The following is a 21,937-nucleotide window of genomic DNA, read 5'->3' as shown; positions in this document are numbered from 1 at the left end:
ACATGATGAAACATCTCCTCCAACGTCCCCTTCATGCAGTTGCCGCCGCCGGCGGACAAGGTTGGCCGTCGTGCTAGAAGACCTTCAACCAGGATACGACCGGCGCTACGACCGCCGCGATCAACGCATGTCGAAGCTTGTCTACCGGTCGCAGGCCGTGCGCCATGTCTTCGGGAAGGGCGTCGCCAGGGTGTTCATGCACCTCATGCGCGTCGATGCCAGCGTCGCCCAGCGCGTACTGCGCTCGGCAAGGACGAAGCTCAGGCGCTGAGGTACGCACCCGGATCGACGTGTTGCTGGCTGCCGGGACCGGTAAGCGTTCTAAAAGTTTGAAAAGCTGGAAGCGGTAGGCTTGCCCGTCGTCCGGTACCAGCACGCGCGCCGCATCCATGCCGTGCTCGGCCACATGGGCGAGCAAGTCTCGGCGCGACTGCGTCATGTGGTTGAACGCCTCCATGTGGATCCCGGCGAGCGTCGCGCCCGGCGCCGCGCGGTAGGCGCGGCCCAGGCCTTCCTTGCCCATCATGATCGAGCCGTCGAAGCCGGCGATGCGCGCATAGCCCGTGTCGAGCACGATGACGTCGGGCCGGTATGCCGCGATCGCCGCCCCCACCTGCGGCGTCCAGACCGTGTCGCCGGCGACATACACCAGCTTGCTGCCCGCGCGGCGAAACACGACGCCGGCCGTCTTGCCGAGGAAGGAACCGAGCGTCGCCATCAGGGCCTCGCTGCCGTGCTGGCCCGTGACGGCCGTGAGGCGCACGCCCCGGAATCCGGTGTCTTCACCGGGCACCCGCGCGTCGGTGAAACCGTCCTTGCGAATCGCGGGCGCATCGTCCTCGTCCTGCGCGAACAGGGGAATGGTCTTCGGCAGCGCCTCCCTGGCGGCCTCGTCCCAGTGGCCGAGGTGGGTGTGGGTGACGATGACGGCGTCGGCGCTGATGATGTCCTCGACCGGCAGCGGCAGCCCGACCAGCGGGTTGCGCAGATGGCTGTTGACCGTGCCTTCGAAGCCGGGATAGCGCTCTTTCGGTGCCAGCATCGGGTCGACCAGGAAGGTGATGCCGCCGTAGCTGTGGTCGAGAAGCAGGACGGTCCTTGAACTGTGGCGCCCGGCAGGCGAGTGGTACCGCCGGCGCCTCGGCGCCGCGGTTTGCCTGTCGAAAAAGACAATCTGTTTGCCGCAGCATGCGTGGCCTGGCATACCATGCTGCTTCAAGGTCCCCCCGGGATGTACTGCAATGAGACAATAAATTTCGGGATGGCTGTTAATATTGTAATATTTGTGACAAAACTTTCAGTGGGTGTGACAATCAAGCTTGTACCGGCAAGCCTTGCACGATCCCGACAAACACACCAAGAAGAGCATGGAATCGATTAAAAAGAGAATTCTCGTCGTCGATGACAATGTTGACGCCGCTGATATGACTGCGCAAATGTTGCAGATTTACGGCCTGGATGCACAGGTCGCCTATGGGGGGCTGGAATGCCTGAACTCGGCTCGCGCCCACCGTCCGGATCTGATTTTTCTCGACATCGGCATGCCGGTGATGGATGGCTATCAGGTAGCCCAGGCCGTACGTGCCGACAAAGGGCTGAGCGATGTCAAGCTCGTCGCCTTGACTGCGTGGGGCGATGAAGCCTCGCGCATCCGGGCCCGCGCAGCGGGCTTCGATATCCATCTCACCAAGCCTGCCAACATATCCGAGCTGGTCGATATAGCCTGCAGCGAATTTTGAATGTGGGCGCCCCTGCGCTAGAAATGTCCTGTCGCGTCGAGGGGCGCCGGCTACCTGCTTTTTTTTGGGAAGATGCTGATGTCTGTCTTAAAAAGAAATAATGTTCGTATTGCAGGTACGGGACCGGCGACCATGGTATTTGCACATGGATTCGGTTGCGATCAGACCATGTGGCGTTTTCTTATTCCCGCATTCGACAAGCGGTTCCGTACCATTTCGTTTGATCTGGTCGGCAGCGGCGGGTCCGACCTGAGCGCGTATGACCGGGCGAAATACGATTCGCTGCAGGGATATGCCGATGACTTGCTCGACATGCTCGATGAATGCGCAAGCGGTCCGGTCGTGTTTGTCGGGCATTCGGTCAGCACCATGATCGGCTTGCTGGCGACGGTGGCGGCGCCCGAGCGCTTTGCCGCGCAAGTCATGATCGGTCCTTCTCCATGCTATCTCAACGATGGCGACTACACCGGGGGATTCGGCCGGGAAGACATCGACGAACTCCTCGATACGCTTGAATCGAATTACCTGGGCTGGTCCAGCAGTATGGCCCCGGTGATCATGGGTGTGCCCGAGCAGCCGGCCTTGCGCCAGGAATTGACGGATCGTTTCTGCCGAAACGATCCGGAAATCGCAAAACATTTTGCGCGCGTGACCTTCCTCTCCGATCACCGCCCGGATGTGCCCAAGTCGACCGTGCCTGCACTGATCCTGCAATGTAGCGACGACCTGATCGCACCACGCGCGGTCGGTGAATACCTGCATCGCCACCTTCCACGGAGCGTGCTGCATGTGATCGAGAATGTGGGGCATTGCCCGCACATGAGCGCGCCGACGGAAAGCTCGCAGGTCATCGAGCGTTTTGTCGCAAACATCTTGCGTTGATCGCAATGGCACAGCCACTGCCGTCCGGCGACTTTTTATTCGAGCATGCAGCTTGCGCGCTCGTGCTGGCCGAGCCGAATGGCTTGATCCTCAAGGCGAACGCCAGAGCATGCAGCTGGTTGGGCTACGAGGCCGAGGAACTGGCCGGCAAGCTGCGCATGCCGGACTTGCTGCCGGTGGGTGCGCGCTTGTTTCATCACACGCATTGTCTGCCGATCCTGCAGGTACACGGATCGGTGGGCGAAGTGCAGGTCGACTTGCTGAATCGTTCAGGCGAGCGTGTGCCGATGCTGATCAATATCATGCGCTTGAATGACGAAGAACGCGTGCTCGACCAGTGGGCCCTGTTCAAGGCCGCGGACCGCCGTTCCTACGAGCGCAAACTGCTTGCTGCCCGCAAGACTGCGGAGGCGGCACTCGCAGCGCGCGAGGGGGCGGAAGCGCAGCTTCAGACAGTCAATGCACAATTGTCCGCAGCTGACCGGCGCAAGGATGAGTTCCTCGCAACGCTTTCGCATGAGCTTCGCAATCCATTGGCGCCGATGCGAAGTGCACTCGATGTTTTGAAAATCAAGTTGCACGGCCTGGCGGACGAACGGCTGCTATCGGCGTTCGATCGCCAGCTGAAACACTTGACGCGGCTTGTCGATGATTTGATGGAAGTCTCGCGCATTACCCAGGGCCGCATGCAGCTGCAGCAGCAACCGGTGGAACTGGCCGGCTTGCTGCGTAGTGCGGTGCAGGATGTCACGCCGCTGATGCAGTCGGCTCGCCACGCGCTGCGCCTGTCCTTGCCCGAACAGCCGGTCATTGTCCATGGCGACGCCACCCGCCTGGTCCAGGTGGTCCTGAATCTGCTGACCAATGCAGCCAAATATACGCCCGACGGCGGCATGATCTCGCTCGTGCTCGCGTGTGACGACATGCACGCCAGCATCGAGGTGCAGGATAACGGCATCGGCATACCGCAGGAGGCGCTGGCGAGGGTGTTCGATATGTTCTCCCAGCTCGAACCGGCCTTGCAGCGTGCCAAGGGCGGATTGGGCATCGGGCTGGCGCTGGTGCGGGGGCTGGTGAACCTGCATGGCGGCACGATTTGCGCCGACAGCGGCGGACCGGGCCGGGGCAGCACGTTCACCGTGCGCCTGCCTGTCATTACCTCGGCTGTGCGTGGCCATGCCGTCGAGGAAGACAACCGTCTGCAAGCCGGTCTTCGCGTGATGGTCGTCGATGACAATGAGGATGCCGCCGAGACGATGACGATGGCGTTGGCGTTGTTCGGCTGCGAGGTACGGGTGGCCCATACCGCGCAAGCGGCGCTCGACGTCGTCACGGATTTCGCGCCCCAGGTTGCCTTGCTCGATATCGGGCTGCCCGACATGAACGGCTATGAACTGGCGAGGCGGATGCGTGCGACGGTCCGGGGGCCATCCATGACCTTGATCGCGTCCACCGGCTGGGGACAGCAGAAAGATCGCCAGCTTGCATTCGATGCCGGGTTCGATCACCACCTGACCAAGCCCATCGATTTTGGGCATTTGCGCCTGTTGCTGGCCTCCGGCCTCCCCCAGGCATCCTGAGCTGTTCCAGGGCGCGACGCGGCATCGCAAGCGGCAAAACAAGAAACCGGGCCAGGGAGACGTATAATTCCTGGTCAAATTATAAGAGCTAACCCGTGTCCCTTCCCATCCAGCCCAGGCTTCTTTCTCACCTCCAAGACGTATGTGAAAACGCGACCGTCGCCTTGTTCGTCATGGATGAACGACAATGTTGTGTGTACATGAATCCTGCGGCAGAGGCGCTCACTGGCTACCGTCTCGAAGAAGTCAGCAGCGCGCCCTTGCATCACTTCGTGCATCACACGCATCCCGACGGCACCCCATACCCCCTCGAGGAGTGTCCGATCGACAGGGCGGCGCCGGAGAATATGCAAGAGCATGGCGAAGAGACCTTCGTGCATCGTGACGGCTCGTTCTATCCGGTCCGCTTCACAGCCAGCCCGATCCGACGCGACGGCAGGGTCGTGGGAACGGTGATCGAAGTCCAGGATGCCCGCCCGCGGCTGCAGCAAGAGCGCGAAAGAGAGGCACTGCATGCGATCGGCCAGTTAATCCTGCAGGAACTCAGCCACGAAAAGATCGTCGAAGCGGTGACGGCGCGTGCAACCGAGCTGACCGGGGCACAGTTCGGCGCGTTTTTCTACAATGTCCGGAACGAAGCCGGAGAAAGCTACACGCTCTATACGATTGCAGGCGTACCCAAGGAACTCTTCGACAAGTTCCCGCTGCCGCGCGCCACCCACTTGTTCGGTCCGACTTTCCAGGGCGAAGGAACCATTCGCAGCGGCGACATCCGCGCCGACCCGCGCTACGGGAAAATGGCGCCGCATTATGGCATGCCGCCGGGGCACTTGCCGGTACGGTCATATCTGGCGGTTCCGGTCAGCCTGGGCGATGGCGAAGTCATTGGCGGACTGTTTTTTGGGCACGCGCAGGCAGATCAGTTTACCGACGGTCATGAGCGCCTGGTGGAAACCCTGGCGGCGCAGGCGGCAGTCGGCTTGAACAAGGCCACGCTCTACCAGGAAGCGCTGTTCGCGCGCCGGCGCGCCGAGCAGGACGCGCTGGAGAAGCAGAAATTGTACGAAGAGGCCGCCCGCGCCAACGAGGCAAAGGACCAGTTCCTGGCCACTGTCTCGCATGAATTGCGTACGCCCCTGACCTCGATTCTCGGTTGGTCGCAGATGCTGACGTCGGGTAAGCTGGATCTCGAGATGCGGACGCGGGCAATCGCCACGATTGAACGCAATGCGCGCAGTCAGGCGCAGATCGTTGAAGACCTGCTCGACATCGCGCGCATTGTCAGCGGCAAGCTGCGCTTGAATGTGCAGCTCATTTCTCCCCATGCACCGCTCGAAGCGGCGCTGGAGGTCCTGCGTCCCGCGGCCGGGGCCAAGAACATTGCATTGCAACTGATCGCCGACCCTGCCGCGGGTCCGGTCTCGGGCGACCCGGAACGGCTGCAACAGATTGTCTGGAACCTGGTGTCGAACGCGATCAAGTTCACGCCAAAAAACGGCCGTGTCCAGTTGACGCTGAAAAAGCACGCATCCAACATACAGATCATCGTGAGCGACAATGGCGCCGGCATTCCGGCTGAACACCTGTCGCGCGTGTTCGATACCTTTACCCAGGTCGATCCGACCTCGACCCGCCAGCACGGCGGGCTGGGCCTTGGCCTGGCGATCGTGAAGAAACTCGTGGAGCTGCACGGGGGCGATGTCAGGGTATCGAGTCCAGGGCTGGGGAAGGGCTCCGTGTTTATCGTGACCTTGCCGCTTGCGGCCGTCAAGAGCGAGCCTGAGCCGGCCCGCTCGCCTGCATCGCCGAACCATGTCGCCATGCCGGACGATATCGGGGAATTCGGCTTGCGCGGTGCGACCGTACTCCTGGTGGAAGACGATGACGACGCGCGCAATATGCTGGCGGCGGTGCTGCAAAGCGCGCATGCCGTCGTCGAGACCGCCTCGAATGCCCAGGATGCCTTGACCTTGTTCGAAGGCATACGCCCCGACCTGATCGTCAGCGACATCGGGATGCCTGGAATGGATGGGTACGAATTCATCACGGAACTGCGCAAGCGCGAGCAAAGCGCGGGCCAGCCGAGCACGCCCGCCGTGGCCCTGACGGCGTATGCCAGGGTCCAGGACAGGATGCGCGCATTGAGTTGCGGTTTTCAGATGCACGTTGCCAAACCGGTCGAGCCGGCGGAGCTGCTGACCGTGCTGGCCAGCCTCCATTCCTGGAAGCTGCCATGACTGGATGCGCGCGGGCCGCTGCCGTAGCGGCGCGGCTGTCTTGACGGCGAAGGTTCGCTATCGAACCTGATTCATGCACCCTGGGCGGCAGGCGCGCCGGCCGGTCCCGGGATGCCGCCACCGGCCAGGCCCAGGTCCTCGGTCACCTGCCGGCGCAGCAGGTACTTCTGGATTTTCCCCGTCACCGTCATTGGAAAGCCGGTGACAAAACGGATATGGCGCGGAATCTTGTAGTGCGCGATCTGGCCTTTGCAAAAGTCGCGCATCTCGTCTTGCGTCGCTTGTTCTCCCGGACGCAGGACGATGCAGGCACATAACTCTTCCCCGTATTTCGCATCCGGCACGCCGACGCATTGCACGTCGAGCACCTTGGGATGGCGATACAGGAACTCTTCGACCTCGCGCGGATAGATGTTTTCGCCGCCGCGAATGACCATGTCCTTCGCGCGCCCGACGATGGTGGCAAACCCCTGTTCGTCGATCACGGCGAGGTCGCCGGTATGCATATCCGCGCCAGGAACGGGCCGATGGTGTCGCCGATGAGGGGAACGTCATGGGCGCCATGGACATAGCTCGGGCTGCGGTGCATGTGCTCTCCAGGTCGTTGGCGTGATCGGTGCGCGCTATATACGCGATATTCGGGCCGCACGGCGCGGCAATCCCGCTGTCAGTCCGGCTGGCGCGTATCGGGCAGCGCCGCCGCCCCGGTCGTCAAGGCCAGGCTGTAGGCGCCGAAATCGTCCAGCCCGCGCTTGATGATCGTGACCAGGGCCGGCAGCGGCGCGGCCTGCTGGTCCCATTCGGCGCGGCAGAATTCGCCGGTGCGCTTCAGGTTCTCGGCCAGGGTGGCGTCGATCCAGCCGTTGTCGGCCAGGATGGTGATGACCTCGCGTTCGTTGAACGGTTCGCCAAGATCCGCCATGGCGATCACGTAGTCGCCCATCTCGACCGCCGCCTCCCAGGCCCGGATGACGTTCAAGGTGGCCGCGTCCTGGCGGGTGAGGTCGCCGACGAAGGTGGTCGGGTCCTTCTCGTACTCTTCGCGGGCACGGCGGCAGCAGCGTTCGATGATGGCGGTCTTGTCGACCAATACGGTGTCGTCCATGGATACTCCTTCAGATCAGGAACAGGATTGCGGCAACGGTCGTCGGCCCCAGGGCACCGCCGAGCAAGCCCAGTGCGCCGATCGATTCGTCGTTGAAGCCGTGCCGCAGTAGCGCGGCGCCGGCCGGGTTCGGGGCATTCGCGATCACGGTCAGGCCGCCGCCGGCCACCGCCCCGGCCACCAGCATGTATTTGGCGTGCTCGGACAGTCCCGCGATCAGCGAACCGAGATAGGTCAGTGCCGCATTGTCGGTGATTGCGGTCAGGCCGAGCGCGCCGAAGAAAAGGGCGGTCGGCGCCAGGCTGGAAACGAGCGGCTGCAGCCACCATTGCTGCATGCCGCCCAGCACGACCAGTCCGGCCAGGAAAAATCCGACGAGCAGCCCTTCCTTCAGGATCAAGGGGTCCTGGTAACGCTGGTACGCCTGGGTGAACCCGAGGAACAGCAGGAACACGCCGACGAACAGCACCGGGTGATGCGCCAGCAGCACCACCGCCGCCAGGAAGGCCAAGTGGACGGCCGACACCTTGATGGGCACCGGCTTGACGGGGTCGGCAACTGCCGGTGCCAGGTGCTTGCGCAACAACAGGGTGACGACGCTTGCGTTGATGAATACGGCGATGGCCGCGCGCCAGCCAAAATGGCCCAGCATGTAGGCGCTGTCCCAGCCCCAGGTGGTGGCCACCATCAGCACCGGCGGCGCGGCGTAGGCTGTGAGGGTGCCGCCGATCGAGACGTTGACGAACAACACGCCCAGCGCGCCGTATTTCAGCGCTTCGGGAATTCCGGGACGAAACACCTGGGGTGCGAGCATCAGGGCGGCGAGCGTCATCGCGGCCGGTTCCGTGATCAGCGAGCCGGCCAGGGGCACCAGGGCCAATCCCAGCCAGGCCAGCGCGACCTCGGTGCGCAGCGGCACCAGCCGCGCCACCGTTCCCAGCAGCGCGCGCACGGCGTCGAGGACCGGGCGCGAGGCGGCGATCACCATGACCACGAACACGAACAGGGGTTCGGTGTACTGGCGCGATTCGGCGTAATCGACGGCCGTGCCCGGACCGGAAATGACGGCCATCGCCACGACCAGGATGAAGGCCCAGAAGCCGAACACGACCTCGACTTCGCCCAGCAAGTGGAACAGGCCTTCATGACGCGGGTGGCGATCGGCCAGGATCTCGAAGCCCTTGGCGGCGAATGTATGGACCAGGGCGCAGGCAAAGAGGAGGGCGCCGACCAGCTGGATCGTGGTCATGGGCAGCGTCCGGGGAAGGAAGAAGCGGTCATTGTCATGCGGATAATAAGTGAAAGCGCATTATTTCATCTTTTGATCGAGGCTGGATGGTATGTCGGCCGGCCTTGCTCTTCAAGCGCGGGTTTGCGCGCACACAAGCGCAAGGTTAAATCCTACGTGTTCGGGCTAGACAAATCTTGCCAAAAGCTGAACGACCGAGTACTGTATATCCATCCAGTACTTTTGTATTTCCCTCATTATGTCTTGTTCACAAACTCTTGCCTCGCCTGAAGCATTGCACCCATCCCTGTGGCGCGCTTCGCAGCTGGCGCATGGCAATACGCGCTGCGCCGACACCGGCCACCCGGCGCTGTCGGCGCAATTGCCGGGTGGCGGCTGGCCGACCGGCACCCTGATCGATCTGCTGCTGCAGCAGCCCGGCATCGGTGAAATGCGCCTGCTGCGCCCGGCCCTGGCCGCCGCCGCCGGGCGCCGCATCGTGCTGCTGCAGCCGCCCCATCCGCCGCAGGCACTGGCGCTGGCCGCGCTCGGCGTGCCGCCGTCGCAGCTGATCTGGCTGCGCGCGGGCCGCGGGGCCGACGCCTTGTGGGCGGCCGAGCAGGTGCTGCGCAGCGGCAGTTGCGGCGCGCTGCTGTTCTGGACCAACCACGCGCGCGGCGAAAGCCTGCGCCGTCTGCACCTGGCGGCCCAGTGCGGCGAAACCCTGTTCTTCATGATGCGTCCGCTTGCCAGTGCCCAGGATTCTTCGCCGGCACCGCTGCGTCTGTCGCTGCGGCCCGCTGCCGGCGGACTCGACATCGGCTTCATCAAACGCCGGGGACCGCAGCGCGACGCGCCGCTGTTCCTGCCTCTCGCTCCTACTTTGCTCCAACGCCATGCGCCTGTGGATCGGCCTGTATTTGCCCCAGTTACCGCTCGAGGTCTTCAGCCCGAACTGGTCAACTGACCTGGGGGTCGTCGTGCTCGAGGCGGAGCGGGTACTGGTTGCCTCGCCCCTGGCGCGCGCCGCCGGCGTCCAGCCCGGCATGCGTCGCGGCGGCGTGCTGATGCTCATGCCCGGGGCGCGCATCGTCGAGCGTTCCCCGGAGCGCGAGGCCGAGGCCCTGCACGCGGTGGCGATGGCGCTGCTGCAGTACACGCCGCAGGTGGCCCAGGCCGAGGAATCGACCCTGCTGATCGACATCGGCGCCAGCCTGCGCCTGTTCGGCGGCATCCGTGCCCTGTGCGCCCGCGTGCGCGCCAGCCTGCGCGCGCTCGGCTTTTCAGGCTGCCTCAGCTGCGCGCCCACCGCGCGCGGCAGCTGGCTGCTGGCGCGCCGGCGCGCCGGCCGCGTGCTCACCATCGCCTCGCTCGCGCGCCGCCTGGACCGCCTGCCGAGCACCTTGCCGCCGCCGGCGCGCCCGTATGCCGCCTGGTTCGAAGGCATCGGCTGCTTCGACATCGGCGCCATGCGCCGCCTGCCGCGCCCCGGCCTGCAGCGCCGCTGCGGCCGCGCGCTGCTCGACCTGCTCGACGCCGCCTACGGCATGGCGCCCGAACTGTTCGAATGGATCGAGGCGCCCACCGTCTTTCACGCGAAGATCGAACTGTTCGAGCGCATCGACAACGCCGAACAATGCCTGCAAGGCGCCGAGCGCCTGGTGCAGCAGCTGACCGGCTGGCTGTGCGCGCACCAGCTGGCCGTCGAACGCATCACGCTGCTGCTCGAACACGAGCGCGGCAGGGTGGCGCGCCCGCCCACCGCCGTCGAGATCGCGCTGGGCGAACCGACCTGGCGCAACGCCCACCTGGTGCGCCTGCTGAAGGAGCGCCTGGCACAGGTGGTGCTGGAAGCCCCCGTGATCGGCCTGGCGCTGGACGCCCCGCAGTTGCAGCCGATGGCGCCGCCGACCGGGTCGCTGTTTCCCGAGCCGGGCGGCAGCGAGGAAGACCGGGTACGCATGCTGGAACTGCTGGTGGCGCGCCTGGGGCCGGACAACGTACTGCAGGCGCTGCCCCAGGCCGACTACCGCCCCGAGGTCGCCAACACCTGGGTGCCGGTGCAGCAGAAAGTGCGCGAATCGGTGCGTTGCGCGCAATTGCCGGCGGACGTGCAAAGCCTGCCGCGCCCGACCTGGATCCTGGCCAAGCCGATCGCGCTCCTGATGCGCAATCACCGGCCGTTTTATGGCTCACCCCTGCGGATGGCGTCGACGCCGGAGCGCATCGAGGCGGGCTGGTGGAACGCATCGCAGACGCGCGATTATTTTATTGCGGAAGGGCAGGATCACACGCTGTACTGGGTGTACCGCGAGCGTATCGTGGGAGCGTCGGAGGATGCGGATCCGAGATGGTTCTTGCACGGGTTGTTTGGATGAGCATAACAATCTGCCGGCAAATCCGGGGCGCTTCGCATTTTCCAAGGAAGCTGATGTATTCGCCACCGGCCGTTTCCATCCGTTCGGCTTCGCTAATCCGTTGCCGGCTGGCGGCTGGCGGCTGGCAATATACGGTCACTGCACGAGTGATCTGCTTGGATTCCGTGGACACTTTACCAATGCGAATCAATGGCCTCATGCACACTCTGCCAAACACTCGCTTTCAGCCACTCGTGAAGGCAGCGCCAGCAGGTCATGCCGCTGCCACAGCCGAGTTCATATACTCCGTGGGACATAGTTTGTCGATCTTCTAGCCGACAAGGGAAGGTTCGAGCAGGGGCACGAAAACCGAAATACAACGGCAACCACAAATTCTCACACAACTTTACCAACAGAAATTAAAATTGCCTTAGATAAATATACTCGCACCAGCTTCGGGTGTAACGTCGTTCAAATAGTCGGAGAAAATAATGGCAAAAAAACAAGTTCTTGTGAGCCTCGCAGCCGCTTCCTCGGCACTAATTTTAGTCGCCTGTGGCGGTGGTGGCGGTACACAGGCACAAGCGCCGGCCGTGGCGGCGTCAGCCGCACCAGCGGCACCAGCCGCACCAGCCGCCCCGACGTCGACTCAGGGCGCACCTACCGTGGCAGGCACCGTCACGGGTTTCGGCAGTATCATTATCGATGGCGTGCGGATTGACGACCGTGGCATCCTTGCACTCATCGAGAACGCTGATGGAGTGCCGGGAAATGTCGAGCTGAAGATCGGCCAATCGGTGGAGGTTCAGCACGACGGCACGCTAAAAGCCAAACGAGTGTCGGTTATCCCGACAATGCAGGGTGTGATTAGTGCCGTCGACTCGGCGGCCAGCACGATGACGGTATTGGGGATGACGGTTGTCATCAATACGGATCGGGCATCCGGTCCAATAACCGTCTTCGAGGCGCCCTACACGTTTGCCAACGCAAAAACAGGTGATGGGGTTGAGATTCACGGCATCCTTAAAACCGATGCGGCTGGCAAGATACAGATCCAGGCGACCCGGGTCGAGAAAAAAACACTGGGGACGGTGCACAAACTGCGCGGCAAGGTGACCTCTCTGTCGACCGCCGCCAGTACATTCAAGATTGGCGACCTGACCGTCAACTACCAGAATGTGTCCATCACGCCAGCCTCGGCGATACTCTCCAATGGCGCCGATGTCGCTGTCTCGATTCCTGCCTCGGCATCGTTTGCGGGCGGCGTGGTCTCGGCGACGGCGATAAAAGTGAAAAATCATCGTGACGAAAGCCGCGACACGGAAGCTCAACTGCGCGGCATCGTCGGCAATGTGAATATGAGCGCAAAAACATTCTCGCTGGACGGACTCGAGATTAGTGCAACAGAGGCCAGGTTCGACCATGCCGGCAAGAGTTTCGCGGACCTGACCGTCGGTGCCTACGTCCGGGTGAAGGGCATGTATCAGGCAGACGGATCGGTCAAGGCCAGGTCGATCGCGCTTCGCTCGGTTGAGACAGAAAAAGCCGGTGAAGTGGAACTGCACGGCTCGATCCTCGATTTTGTCTCGAACGCTGACTTCTCTGTGCGTGGGATGAAGATGAACGCCGCGACCGCCGAGATTGATTGTCCGGCCGGCACTACGCTGCGCAACGATCTCCAGGTGAAGATCGAAGGGTTCCTTGCTGCCGACGGCAGTGTGAAGGTCAAGGAAATCGAGTGCGAAAAACTGGACGATGATACCTCGACCGTCGAGCGCGAAGGTATTGCAAACAATGTCAATATCGATGCAAAAACCTTTGTGCTTACCGGCGCTTCGACCGTTAATGTCAAATGGAATGATGCCACGCTGTTCGTCGAGACACTGACGCCGGCCACGTTGGGTAATAAGAAGCTGGAAGTTGAAGGTGTCATGACAGGTGGCATCTTAATAGCTTCTAAAATTAAGCTCGACGATTAACGCACCTGACCAGCAACATCCCAGGTTTTCCTGAACAGCCGGATGCGCGCAATCGTCTAACTCATGAAACTCTCTTGCGCAGCACCTTATTGTTAAGGATAGCCTGGGAATGGGGCGAAATTTTGGCGACCCTATTTGTGCCAAGAACGTAGCCCTATTGAAACACGGAGCCCAGTCAGTACATTGATAGTTCAAGTGGTAATCCACCCAAAAAATGCATTTCGTGGATCTAGGTTTCGGAGGTGCAACCTATATAACATGCTAGCCGGCGGCGGCCAGCTCTGCCCGCCAAATGTGAAAGCTGGCCGTCGACACCGTTTCGTCGCGGCAGAAGGAATCGACCCTGCTGATCGACATCGGCGCCAGCCTGCGCCTGTGCGGCGGCATCCGTGCCCAGTGCGCCCGCGTGCGCGCCAGCCTGCGCGCGCTCGGCTTTTCAGGCTGCCTCAGCTGCGCGCCCACTGCGCGCCCCTATGTCGCCCGGTTCGAAGGCATCGGCTGCTTCGACATCGGCGCCATGCGCCGCCTGCCGCGCCCCGGCCTGCAGCGCCGCTGCGGCCGCGCACTGCTCGACCTGCTCGACGCCGCCTACGGCATGGCGCCTGAACTGTTCGAATGGATCGAGGCGCCCACCGTCTTTCACGCGAAGATCGAACTGTTCGAGCGCATCGACAACGCCGAACAATGCCTGCAAGGCGCCGAGCGCCTGGTGCAGCAGCTGACCGGCTGGCTGTGCGCGCACCAGCTGGCCGTCGAACGCATCACGCTGCTGCTCGAACACGAGCGCGGCAGGGTGGCGCGCCCACCCACCGCCGTCGAGATCGCGCTGGGCGAACCGACCTGGCGCAACGCCCACCTGGTGCGCCTGCTGAAGGAGCGCCTGGCGCAGGTGGTGCTGGAAGCCCCCGTGATCGGCCTGGCGCTGGACGCCCCGCAGTTGCAGCCGATGGTGGCGCCGACCGGGTCGCTGTTTCCCGAGCCGGGCGGCAGCGAGGACGACCGGATGCGCATGCTGGAACTGCTGGTGGCGCGCCTGGGGCCGGACAACGTGCTGCGGGCGCTGCCCCAGGCCGACTACCGCCCCGAGGTCGCCAACACCTGGGTGCCGGTGCAGCAGAAAGTGCGCGAATCGGTGCGTTGCGCGCAATTGCCGGCGGACGTGCAAAGCCTGCCGCGCCCGACCTGGATCCTGGCCAAGCCGATCGCGCTCCTGATGCGCAATCACCGGCCGTTTTATGGCTCACCCCTGCGGATGGCAAATCCAGGGCGCTTCGCATTTTCCAAGGAAGCTGATGTATTCGCCACCGGCCGTTTCCATCCGTTCGGCTTCGCTAATCTGTTGCCGGCTGGCCGTCAATGTGCGTTCACTGCAAGAGGTATAGCGCAATCTTCACCACTTGCAACCTTCATCAGCAAGCCCTCCCCGCAATAGAAACGGCAGTTTCATCAAACCGCTAAACTCAACCGATCCGACCTTTGGCTTGTAATCGTTGCCGCACTTCGGACGCCGTGCGCGTTCCATCACGTCTTGCCGGACATCGGCAGCCAAACCACCAGGTTCCTGTTTTCCGGCGGCGTGTCCCGATCGCGTGCCCTGTCGTTCCAGATCTTGTTTCACAAGTGCCTTGAGTGTATCGGCATCGAACCGTACCGGTGTCTCGGTCGAGGTTTCCACCTGCAATGTATCCATCGCCGCAGGAATATCCGCCTCACGCGTCGTACTGTGCGTGATCTGCACGTCGGTTTCAGAATGCGGGTAAATACGCTTTCGTTCTCGTTGAGGCAGACGCGTCGATGCCGACACTGGCTTTTTTTGTCTGGTGGACGCGACTGCCGGCACTTGCCGCGACTGGCCAGGGGCCGGCGGTAAATAAACCATGACAGGAAACGGGAGATCCACGGCACGCTCATGGCGTACAGACCTATCCCCCCGCAGCGGTTGTAGTGCGAACCAGACGGCGCCATGGACTAACACCGAGATAAATACACCTACGATGGCGGGAATTCTTTTTCGACCGAGAAGGGGAGCATTCCACATGCCAACGGGCGGTTGGTCTTTTATCATATTTTTGCGGCCGTTGTGTTAAAAAAAACCGGCTGCGTCGATCTCGAATACAAGCTTTCGAGACTCGACTGCACAGAACCGCCGCTATTTAATCGACGTGGAAAAGGAAGACATTTTTTTTAGAAAAATTTTTATTAGTCGACTTTTTCAATACAATAAGCCGATAACGGAAGTCGGCAAGCGGACAGTGTACGACGACGTTAACTCAACGGCAAGCAAGGTCTTTATTCTTCTGGCAACGATCTAATTCAGCAATCGATCGCTTTATGCGTCCTTTACCACTGCTGTTCCGGACCGACACGCGCGCGGCGAAAGCCCGGGCCGCCTGCACCTGGCGGCACAGTGCGGCGAAATCCGCGCATCGCTTGCGCAGCCCGGATGGCCAGGCCGGGAACGTGGCTTGCTTGCGCACAGGCCCGATCCGGTGCACAGTAGCGCCTTCATCGAACAGGAGGCCGCATGCTCACCGAACGCGTCGAGTTCCAGGGGCCGCACGGCAAGCTGGCCGCCAAGCTGGATCTGCCCGATGGCTTGCCGCGCGCCTATGGCGTCTTCGCCCACTGCTTCACCTGCAGCAAGGACGTGCTGGCGGCGAACCGCATCTCGCAAGGATTGGCGGGGCATGGCATCGGCATGCTGCGCTTCGATTTCGGGGGACTGGGCGCCAGCGCCGGCAATTTTGGCGACACCAATTTTTCGTCGAATGTGGACGAGCTGGTGGCCGCCGCCGACTTCCTGCGCGAGAAGTTCGCGGCGCCGCGCTTGCTGGTCGGGCACAGCCTGGGCGGCACGGCCGTGCTGGCCGCGGCGCACCGGATTCCGGAATCGAGGGCGGTGGCGACGATCGCCTCGCCGAGCGACCCGCGGTATGTCGTGGATGCCTTGCTGTCGGAGCATCTCGCCACGCTTGCCCAGGCGGGCGAGGCGCGGGTAAGGCTGGCGGGACGCGATTTCAATATCCGCCAGCAGTTCGTCGAGGACGCGACCGGGCATCGCCTGGCCGGCCAGATCGCGCAGCTGGGGCGCGCGCTGCTGGTGATGCATGCGCCGGATGACGATACGGTGGACATCGCGAACGCGCTGCGGATTTTCGCGTTGGCGGCGTATCCGAAGAGCTTCGTGTCGCTCGACGGGGTCGATCACCTGGTGACGGGCAGGGAAGACGCGGCGCAGCTGGCGGCGATGATCGCGGCGTGGAGCGGGCGGTATATCGACGCCGCGCAGGCGTGATCGAGGCCATGGGCTTCGATCACGCCTACGGAAAAACGCGGCTATTCCTCGTCGAATTCTTCCGCCAGATTCTTCCACCCGCGGCTCTTGGCAAACGGCGCGAACTCCTCCGGCGCCTCGAGCACGATCAGCTTGCGGTCCTGCAGGCCCGGGTCGCTGTGCGCGAAGTCGGGTCCCCGGTAGCCGAGCGCGCGCAGCCGCTCGATGATCTGCCCGACGAGGACGCTGTCCTTGTACAGGCCGGCATCGAGCTGCGAGGCGAAATCCACGTACACGTCGATAATCCCGTAGCCCTCGTCGAAAATGCGGATCGCCTTGACGTCGTGGGAACGGCCGGTGCCATCAACGGCCTTGAACGGGCCGGACAGTTCAATGTCGGTATCGGTAGTCATGGCCGAAGCATACCATCGACCCGCATCCGGCGATTCCTACTTGAGCGCCCTGTAGATCGCCGCCAGCCGGTCCGGCGTGCCGGGAATGCGCTCCAGGCGCGGATAGCGCAAGCCGCCGTGGTAGTCGAGCGCGATCGTGCGCAGGTTGTTCCCCTTCCTGACCAGCAGCTCGATAGGCGCCTTGCCGTCCTTCGACGCCTTGACGGCGGCCTTCAGCACTTCCGGCTTGAACACCTTGTTGTTGACCGCGACGATCGTCGTATTGCCCGCCAGGCCGGCGCGGAAAGCCGGGCCATCCCACCGCACGTTGCTCACGCCGCCGTCGGCGCGCACCGCGAAGCCCAGCGAATAGCTGAAGTCGGCCACCTTGCTGCGCTCCTCGGCGTTCCTGATGTAGTCGGTCGGGGTTTCGGTGTAGACCAGCTTCCAGCCGGCGCGCGCCAGGCCGTCGAGCGGGGCGCCCGGGCCGTTGCCGTCCAGGCGCGCGCGCAGGAAGGGCGCCCAGTCGAATTTCTGTACCTTGGCCAACGTCGCGACAACGTCGTCGAAGGTGTAGAAGACGGGGCGCATGCTGCCGTTCCCGATGCCGTAGAAGGCGCGTGCGAAATCGTCGAGCGAGCGCTTGTCGCCCGACAGTTCGCGGATCCTGGTGTCGACGTCGAGCCAGATCAGCGCCCCCTCCGCATAGTAGTCCTCGCTGCGCTGGTAGCTGCTCCACGCCAGGGGGCGGCGGCCGGCCACGATCGGGTCGTTGACCGTGTCCTGCACGGCGCGCCAGCTGCGCCCTGTCACGTTGTCGTAGCGGGCGGCGGTGCTGGCCAGCGCGTCGCGCGCGCCCGCCTGCGAGAGCAGCCCTGAACGCGCGCCCAGTACGCTGCCCCAGTACTGGGTCTGGCCCTCGTAGACCCACAGCAGGTCGTTCTGCAGCGGCGTGTTGAAGTTCGGGACGTCCTGGCCGGCAGGGCGGCGGAACTTGCCGTTCCACGAGTGGGCATACTCGTGCGGCAGCAGGTCGCGTCCGGCTTCGCCGCGCGCCCAGTCGGTGAAGTAGCCGGGTTTGACGCCGTTCTCGCTCGACTGGTGGTGTTCGCGGCCGATGCCGCCGAATTCGTCGGAGAGGGCCAGCAGGAAGTCGTAGTGCTCGTAGTGGTGCGAACCGAAGAGTTTCAGGGATTGTTGCACCATCGCGCGGTGGGCGGCGATCTGCTCGGGTTTCGCTTCCAGGCTGTCGGCATTGTCGGCCACGACGTTCAGCGACACGCGCACCCTGGCGCCCGGATCGAGGTCGAACTTCCTGAAATGGCGGCCCGCGAACAGGGGCGAGTCGATCAGCGTTTCCAGGTCGTGCGCCTTGAACTGGACTTCGTCGCCCGTGCGCTGCGCCGTTTCCAGCGCGGTGCCGTACTGCCAGCCGGCGGGCAGGGTCAGCGAAGGCTGCACCGTGATGCGGCGCGCGACGTAACCGGCCGGATACAGCGTCACCGACGGCCATTGCAGGCCGAGGATATCGTCGGTCATGACGACCCGGCCCTGGGCCGGGTCGAGCGGCGACAGGAACTGGTATTGCACTTCCAGCGTCGTCACGCCGTCAGGCACCGTCACGTGGAAGGCGAAGACGTCGACCGGGTCGCGCGTCCACGCGACCGGCTTGCCGCCGGCCGTGAACTTCAGGCCCGCCAGCTGGGTCAGGGGGCCGCTCGGGCCGTGGTTCGCCGGCAGCCATTGCGGGTACAGGAAAGTCATCGGGCCCGGGCTCACCGGCACCGTCATCCGCATGCGGAAAATCTGCTGCGCGAGGTTGGTCGCATCGACCTTCAGCACGATCGTGCCGGGGTAGGGGCGGTCGGCCGGGGCCGGTACGGCGGCCCGGAGCGGGAAGGCGAGCGCCAGGGCCAGGGCGAGGCCGGAAGCGGTCCTGGCGGCGAAACGGAAGGGAGCGTGAGCGGTCATCGTGGCAATGTGGGGAACAAAACCGGACGAGTGTAGCATGCAGCATCGGCAACGATTTCCGGCGCGCTGGATGCAAATAAAATTTGCAAAAAATATTAAAAATCCGTATTTCGTATGCATTGAAAAGTGGATGGGGTGGCATTAGATTGGTCCCAACGGATGCTCACGATGAGGTCCGTCAACTTATCGCTTAACTTTACAAGGATATTTATCATGCGTACTTTTGACCTCGCTCCCCTGTACCGTTCCGCCATCGGCTTCGACCGCCTGGCCAGCCTGCTCGAGCAACGCGCCGAATCGCAGCCGAGCTACCCGCCGTACAACGTCGAGCTGCTCGCGGAAGACAAATACCGCATCGTGATGGCCCTTGCCGGCTTCACCCGCGATGAAGTGGAAATCGTCGCCGAGCGCGACACCCTGCACGTGACCGGCCGCAAGCAGAAGGACGCTACCGAGCGCACCTACCTGCACCGCGGTATCGCCGCCCGCGATTTCGAGCAGCGCTTCCAGCTGGCGAACCACGTGAAGGTCACCACCGCGTCGTTCGACAACGGCATGCTGACCATCGACCTGGTGCGCGAAGTGCCCGAGGCACTCAAGCCGCGCAAGATCCAGATCGGCGACGCCAACGGCACGCTCGACAACGTGCAGCAGCTCGAACAGCGCCAGGCTGCCTGACGCAAGCTCGGTATGCCGGCCTGCATCGCAGGTTCGCCTGCGATGCAGGCCAGGATGATCGATGTCCCGTCAGGCTTGCGGCATGCCTGACTCGCCAGCGAAGAAAGGGCGCCCGGCCAGGGTGCCCTTTTTTACGCCTGCGGCAGGGACAGCTTTGTCCGCAAGCGCGAGCGGAAAGGCAAGGATGAGTTTTAAGCACCATCTAAGCTGCGTCAGCCACACTAACCAGCATCGATACCCGTGATCGACCAACCTCTCTAATCCAGGAGCACGTCCATGCAAAACGAAGGTGCAGTTACCGCCATCACCGCAAAACGTCTCACGCTGGCGCTGTGCGCGGCGGGCGTTATTGGCGGCGCGGTCGGCGCGATTACCGTCAACCATAACAACGCCACCGCCCAGAGCGCACCGGCTGCCGTGGCGCCCGCGCCCGCGCTGGTCCAGGCTCCGCCGGTGGCTGCCGGTGCGCCCGCCGCGACGGTCACGCTGCCCGACTTCACCCGCATCGCCGCCCAGAACGGCAAGGCGGTGGTCAACATCCGCGTCGTCGGCAGCACCAAGACCAGCGCGCGCGGCGCTCCGCAGATGGATCCGAACGATCCCTTCTATGAATTCTTCCGTCGCTTCCAGGGTCCGCAGTACCGCGGTCCGCAGAACGACGCTCCCGTTTTCGGCGCCGGATCGGGCTTCATCGTAAGCCCGGACGGCGTCATCCTGACAAACGCGCACGTAGTCAAGGGCGCCGACGAAGTCACGGTCAAGCTGCAGGACCGGCGCGAATACCGCGCCAAGGTGCTCGGCTCCGACCCGAAGACCGACGTGGCGGTCCTGAAGATCGATGCCAAGAACCTGCCGGTGGTCCCGATCGGTAACTCGCGCAACCTGCAGGTCGGCGAATGGGTGCTGGCGATCGGTTCGCCCTTCGGCCTGGAGTCGACCGTGACGGCCGGCGTGGTCAGCGCCACCGGCCGCTCGCTGCCGAGCGACGCCAACGTGCCCTTCATCCAGACCGACGTCGCCATCAACCCGGGCAACTCGGGCGGACCGCTGTTCAATACGCGCGGCGAGGTGGTCGGCATCAACTCGCAGATCTACAGCCAGACCGGCGGCTACATGGGCATGTCGTTCGCGATCCCGATGGATGTCGCGGTGCGCATCAAGGACCAGATCGTCACCACCGGCAAGGTGCAGCATGCCAAGCTCGGCGTTTCGATCCAGGACGTGAACCAGGGCTTCGCCGATTCGTTCAACCTGGCCTCGCCCGAAGGCGCGCTGATCGCCAACGTCGAACGCGGCAGCGCCGCCGAACGCGCCGGCCTGAAATCGGGCGACGTGGTGCGCAAGGTGAACGAACAGCCGATCATCGGTTCGGGCGATTTGCCCGGCATGCTGGCGGTTTCGAAACCGGGCGACAAGGTCGCGCTCGACGTCTGGCGCGACGGCAAGATCGTGCGCATTAATGCGACCCTGGCCAATGCCAGCGACAAGGCCGAGCCGCTGGCACGCGAGCAGCTCGCCGGCGTCGACAAGGGCGCAAAGCTGGGCCTGGCCCTGCGTCCGCTCGATCCGAACGAACGGCGCCTGAGCGGCATCGCCTCGGGCCTCGTGATCGAGGATGCGGGCAGCCAGGCCATCGCCGCCGGCGTGATGCCAGGCGACGTGCTGCTGTCGGTGAACGGCAAGGCCGTGTCCACGGTCGAGCAGGTGCGCGACATGGTCGGCAAGTCCACGAAATCGGTGGCCTTGCTGATCCAGCGCGGGAATGACAGAATCTTCATTCCGGTGCGGATTGGCTAACGGGGTTTTCTCGCCAGCGCGGCCGGATCACACGAATCGAGGTACATGATGCGGCTGCTGCTGGTGGAAGACGATACGATGATCGGCGAAGTGGTGCTCGACCTGCTGCGGGCCGAGCACTACGCCGTCGATTGGGTGAAGGACGGCGAAATGGCCGACACCGCCCTGGTGCAGAACCAGAACTACGACCTGGTGCTGCTCGACCTCGGCCTGCCGAGGAAAGACGGCCTCGACGTGCTGCGCTCGATGCGCAACCGCAAGGACCGCACGCCGGTGCTGGTCGCCACCGCGCGCGACTCGGTCGCCCAGCGCATCGCCGGCCTCGATGCCGGCGCCGACGACTACGTCCTCAAACCCTACGACCTCGACGAACTGCTGGCGCGCATCCGCGCGCTCCTGCGGCGTGCCGCCGGGCGCGCCGAACCGATTTTCGAATACAAGAACATCTCGATCAACCCCGCCACCCGCGAAACCCTGGTCGGCGGCGAGCCGGTCTCGCTGTCGGCGCGCGAATGGGCCGTACTGGAAGCGCTTGTCGCCCGGCCCGGCGCCGTGCTCTCGCGCGCCCAGCTCGAGGAAAAGCTCTACAGCTGGCGCGACGAAGTCTCCAGCAACGCCGTCGAAGTGTATATCCACGGCCTGCGCAAGAAACTCGGTAGCGACCTCATTCAAAACGTGCGCGGCGTCGGCTACATGGTCCCGAAAGCATGAAGGTGAC

At 63.5% G+C, this 21,937-nt stretch carries 18 protein-coding genes and 1 pseudogene; 12 read left to right on the top strand and 7 right to left on the bottom strand.

Going from position 1 to position 21,937, the window contains the following annotated elements:
- Nucleotides 1–73: 73 nt before the first annotated feature.
- Nucleotides 74–1,204, bottom strand: a complete 1,131-nt coding sequence (locus tag ACFPOU_RS22560; protein ID WP_379726918.1) for an MBL fold metallo-hydrolase — start codon at nucleotides 1,202–1,204, stop codon at nucleotides 74–76.
- Between the two features lie 163 nt (nucleotides 1,205–1,367).
- Between ACFPOU_RS22560 and ACFPOU_RS22555 the strand changes: the two genes are divergently transcribed.
- From ACFPOU_RS22555 to ACFPOU_RS22540, 4 genes are all read left to right on the top strand, one after another.
- Nucleotides 1,368–1,739, top strand: coding sequence for a response regulator (locus ACFPOU_RS22555; protein ID WP_379726915.1), 372 nt, complete (start codon nucleotides 1,368–1,370; stop codon nucleotides 1,737–1,739).
- A 78-nt stretch (nucleotides 1,740–1,817) separates the two neighbouring features.
- Nucleotides 1,818–2,621, top strand: coding sequence for an alpha/beta fold hydrolase (locus ACFPOU_RS22550; RefSeq protein WP_379726912.1), 804 nt, complete (start codon nucleotides 1,818–1,820; stop codon nucleotides 2,619–2,621).
- Between the two features lie 5 nt (nucleotides 2,622–2,626).
- Nucleotides 2,627–4,201, top strand: a complete 1,575-nt coding sequence (locus tag ACFPOU_RS22545; protein ID WP_379726909.1) for a hybrid sensor histidine kinase/response regulator — start codon at nucleotides 2,627–2,629, stop codon at nucleotides 4,199–4,201.
- 95 nt (nucleotides 4,202–4,296) lie between these two features.
- The gene (locus ACFPOU_RS22540) at nucleotides 4,297–6,438 is read left to right on the top strand and encodes an ATP-binding protein (RefSeq protein ID WP_379726906.1); all 2,142 of its coding nucleotides are present in this window, start codon (nucleotides 4,297–4,299) and stop codon (nucleotides 6,436–6,438) included.
- A gap of 71 nt (nucleotides 6,439–6,509) precedes the next feature.
- On the opposite strand, the pseudogene ACFPOU_RS22535 reads toward ACFPOU_RS22540, so the two are convergent.
- The 3 genes and pseudogenes from ACFPOU_RS22535 to ACFPOU_RS22525 form a co-directional block, all read right to left on the bottom strand.
- Nucleotides 6,510–6,944, bottom strand: a pseudogene (locus ACFPOU_RS22535) (AMP-binding enzyme); the annotation flags it as partial.
- Between the two features lie 161 nt (nucleotides 6,945–7,105).
- Nucleotides 7,106–7,543, bottom strand: a complete 438-nt coding sequence (hepT, locus tag ACFPOU_RS22530) for a type VII toxin-antitoxin system HepT family RNase toxin (protein WP_379726903.1) — start codon at nucleotides 7,541–7,543, stop codon at nucleotides 7,106–7,108.
- A 10-nt stretch (nucleotides 7,544–7,553) separates the two neighbouring features.
- The gene (locus ACFPOU_RS22525) at nucleotides 7,554–8,792 is read right to left on the bottom strand and encodes a putative Na+/H+ antiporter (protein ID WP_379726900.1); all 1,239 of its coding nucleotides are present in this window, start codon (nucleotides 8,790–8,792) and stop codon (nucleotides 7,554–7,556) included.
- 238 nt (nucleotides 8,793–9,030) lie between these two features.
- Here ACFPOU_RS22525 and imuA point away from each other — a divergent pair, with 238 nt between their 5' ends.
- The 4 genes from imuA to ACFPOU_RS22505 all read left to right on the top strand — a co-directional run bounded on the left by imuA (nucleotide 9,031) and on the right by ACFPOU_RS22505 (nucleotide 14,539).
- Nucleotides 9,031–9,738, top strand: coding sequence for a translesion DNA synthesis-associated protein ImuA (imuA, locus tag ACFPOU_RS22520; RefSeq protein ID WP_379726897.1), 708 nt, complete (start codon nucleotides 9,031–9,033; stop codon nucleotides 9,736–9,738).
- A complete protein-coding gene (locus ACFPOU_RS22515; protein WP_379726894.1) occupies nucleotides 9,668–11,149 on the top strand; it encodes a Y-family DNA polymerase in 1,482 nt (493 codons plus the stop codon). The genes imuA and ACFPOU_RS22515 overlap by 71 nt, the downstream gene beginning before the upstream one ends.
- Before the next feature lie 470 nt (nucleotides 11,150–11,619).
- Nucleotides 11,620–13,107 (top strand): DUF5666 domain-containing protein, encoded by a 1,488-nt coding sequence (locus ACFPOU_RS22510; RefSeq protein ID WP_379726891.1) that lies wholly within the window; start codon nucleotides 11,620–11,622, stop codon nucleotides 13,105–13,107.
- Between the two features lie 406 nt (nucleotides 13,108–13,513).
- On the top strand, nucleotides 13,514–14,539 hold the full coding sequence (locus ACFPOU_RS22505) for a DNA polymerase Y subunit UmuC family protein (RefSeq protein WP_379726889.1): 1,026 nt from the start codon (nucleotides 13,514–13,516) through the stop codon (nucleotides 14,537–14,539).
- Here the strand turns inward: ACFPOU_RS22505 and ACFPOU_RS22500 are convergent.
- Entirely contained in the window at nucleotides 14,498–15,007 is a 510-nt protein-coding gene (locus ACFPOU_RS22500; protein ID WP_379726886.1) for a hypothetical protein, read from the bottom strand. The two genes, ACFPOU_RS22505 and ACFPOU_RS22500, sit on opposite strands and share 42 nt — an antisense overlap.
- A gap of 624 nt (nucleotides 15,008–15,631) precedes the next feature.
- On the opposite strand from ACFPOU_RS22500, the gene ACFPOU_RS22495 reads away from it, so the two are divergent.
- Nucleotides 15,632–16,402, top strand: coding sequence for an alpha/beta hydrolase family protein (locus tag ACFPOU_RS22495; protein ID WP_379726883.1), 771 nt, complete (start codon nucleotides 15,632–15,634; stop codon nucleotides 16,400–16,402).
- Between the two features lie 41 nt (nucleotides 16,403–16,443).
- On the opposite strand, the gene ACFPOU_RS22490 is transcribed toward ACFPOU_RS22495, so the two are convergent.
- Both ACFPOU_RS22490 and ACFPOU_RS22485 read right to left on the bottom strand, forming a co-directional pair.
- On the bottom strand, nucleotides 16,444–16,794 hold the full coding sequence (locus tag ACFPOU_RS22490) for a hypothetical protein (RefSeq protein WP_379726880.1): 351 nt from the start codon (nucleotides 16,792–16,794) through the stop codon (nucleotides 16,444–16,446).
- 36 nt (nucleotides 16,795–16,830) lie between these two features.
- Nucleotides 16,831–18,744, bottom strand: a complete 1,914-nt coding sequence (locus tag ACFPOU_RS22485; RefSeq protein ID WP_379726877.1) for a M61 family metallopeptidase — start codon at nucleotides 18,742–18,744, stop codon at nucleotides 16,831–16,833.
- A 213-nt stretch (nucleotides 18,745–18,957) separates the two neighbouring features.
- Here ACFPOU_RS22485 and ACFPOU_RS22480 point away from each other — a divergent pair, with 213 nt between their 5' ends.
- From ACFPOU_RS22480 to ACFPOU_RS22470, 3 genes are all read left to right on the top strand, one after another.
- Nucleotides 18,958–19,422 (top strand): Hsp20 family protein, encoded by a 465-nt coding sequence (locus ACFPOU_RS22480; protein ID WP_379726874.1) that lies wholly within the window; start codon nucleotides 18,958–18,960, stop codon nucleotides 19,420–19,422.
- A 276-nt stretch (nucleotides 19,423–19,698) separates the two neighbouring features.
- A complete protein-coding gene (locus ACFPOU_RS22475) occupies nucleotides 19,699–21,219 on the top strand; it encodes a Do family serine endopeptidase (protein ID WP_379726871.1) in 1,521 nt (506 codons plus the stop codon).
- 48 nt (nucleotides 21,220–21,267) lie between these two features.
- Nucleotides 21,268–21,930 carry a response regulator gene (locus tag ACFPOU_RS22470; RefSeq protein ID WP_379726961.1) on the top strand — a complete coding sequence of 221 codons (663 nt, stop codon included), beginning with the start codon at nucleotides 21,268–21,270 and terminating at the stop codon, nucleotides 21,928–21,930.
- The last annotated feature ends 7 nt before the right edge of the window (nucleotides 21,931–21,937 follow it).

The sequence above is a fragment of the Massilia jejuensis genome (genome assembly GCF_042656795.1).
Classification (GTDB): Bacteria; Pseudomonadota; Gammaproteobacteria; order Burkholderiales; family Burkholderiaceae_D; genus Telluria; species Telluria jejuensis.
This window is presented reverse-complemented; position numbering and strand designations above follow the sequence as displayed.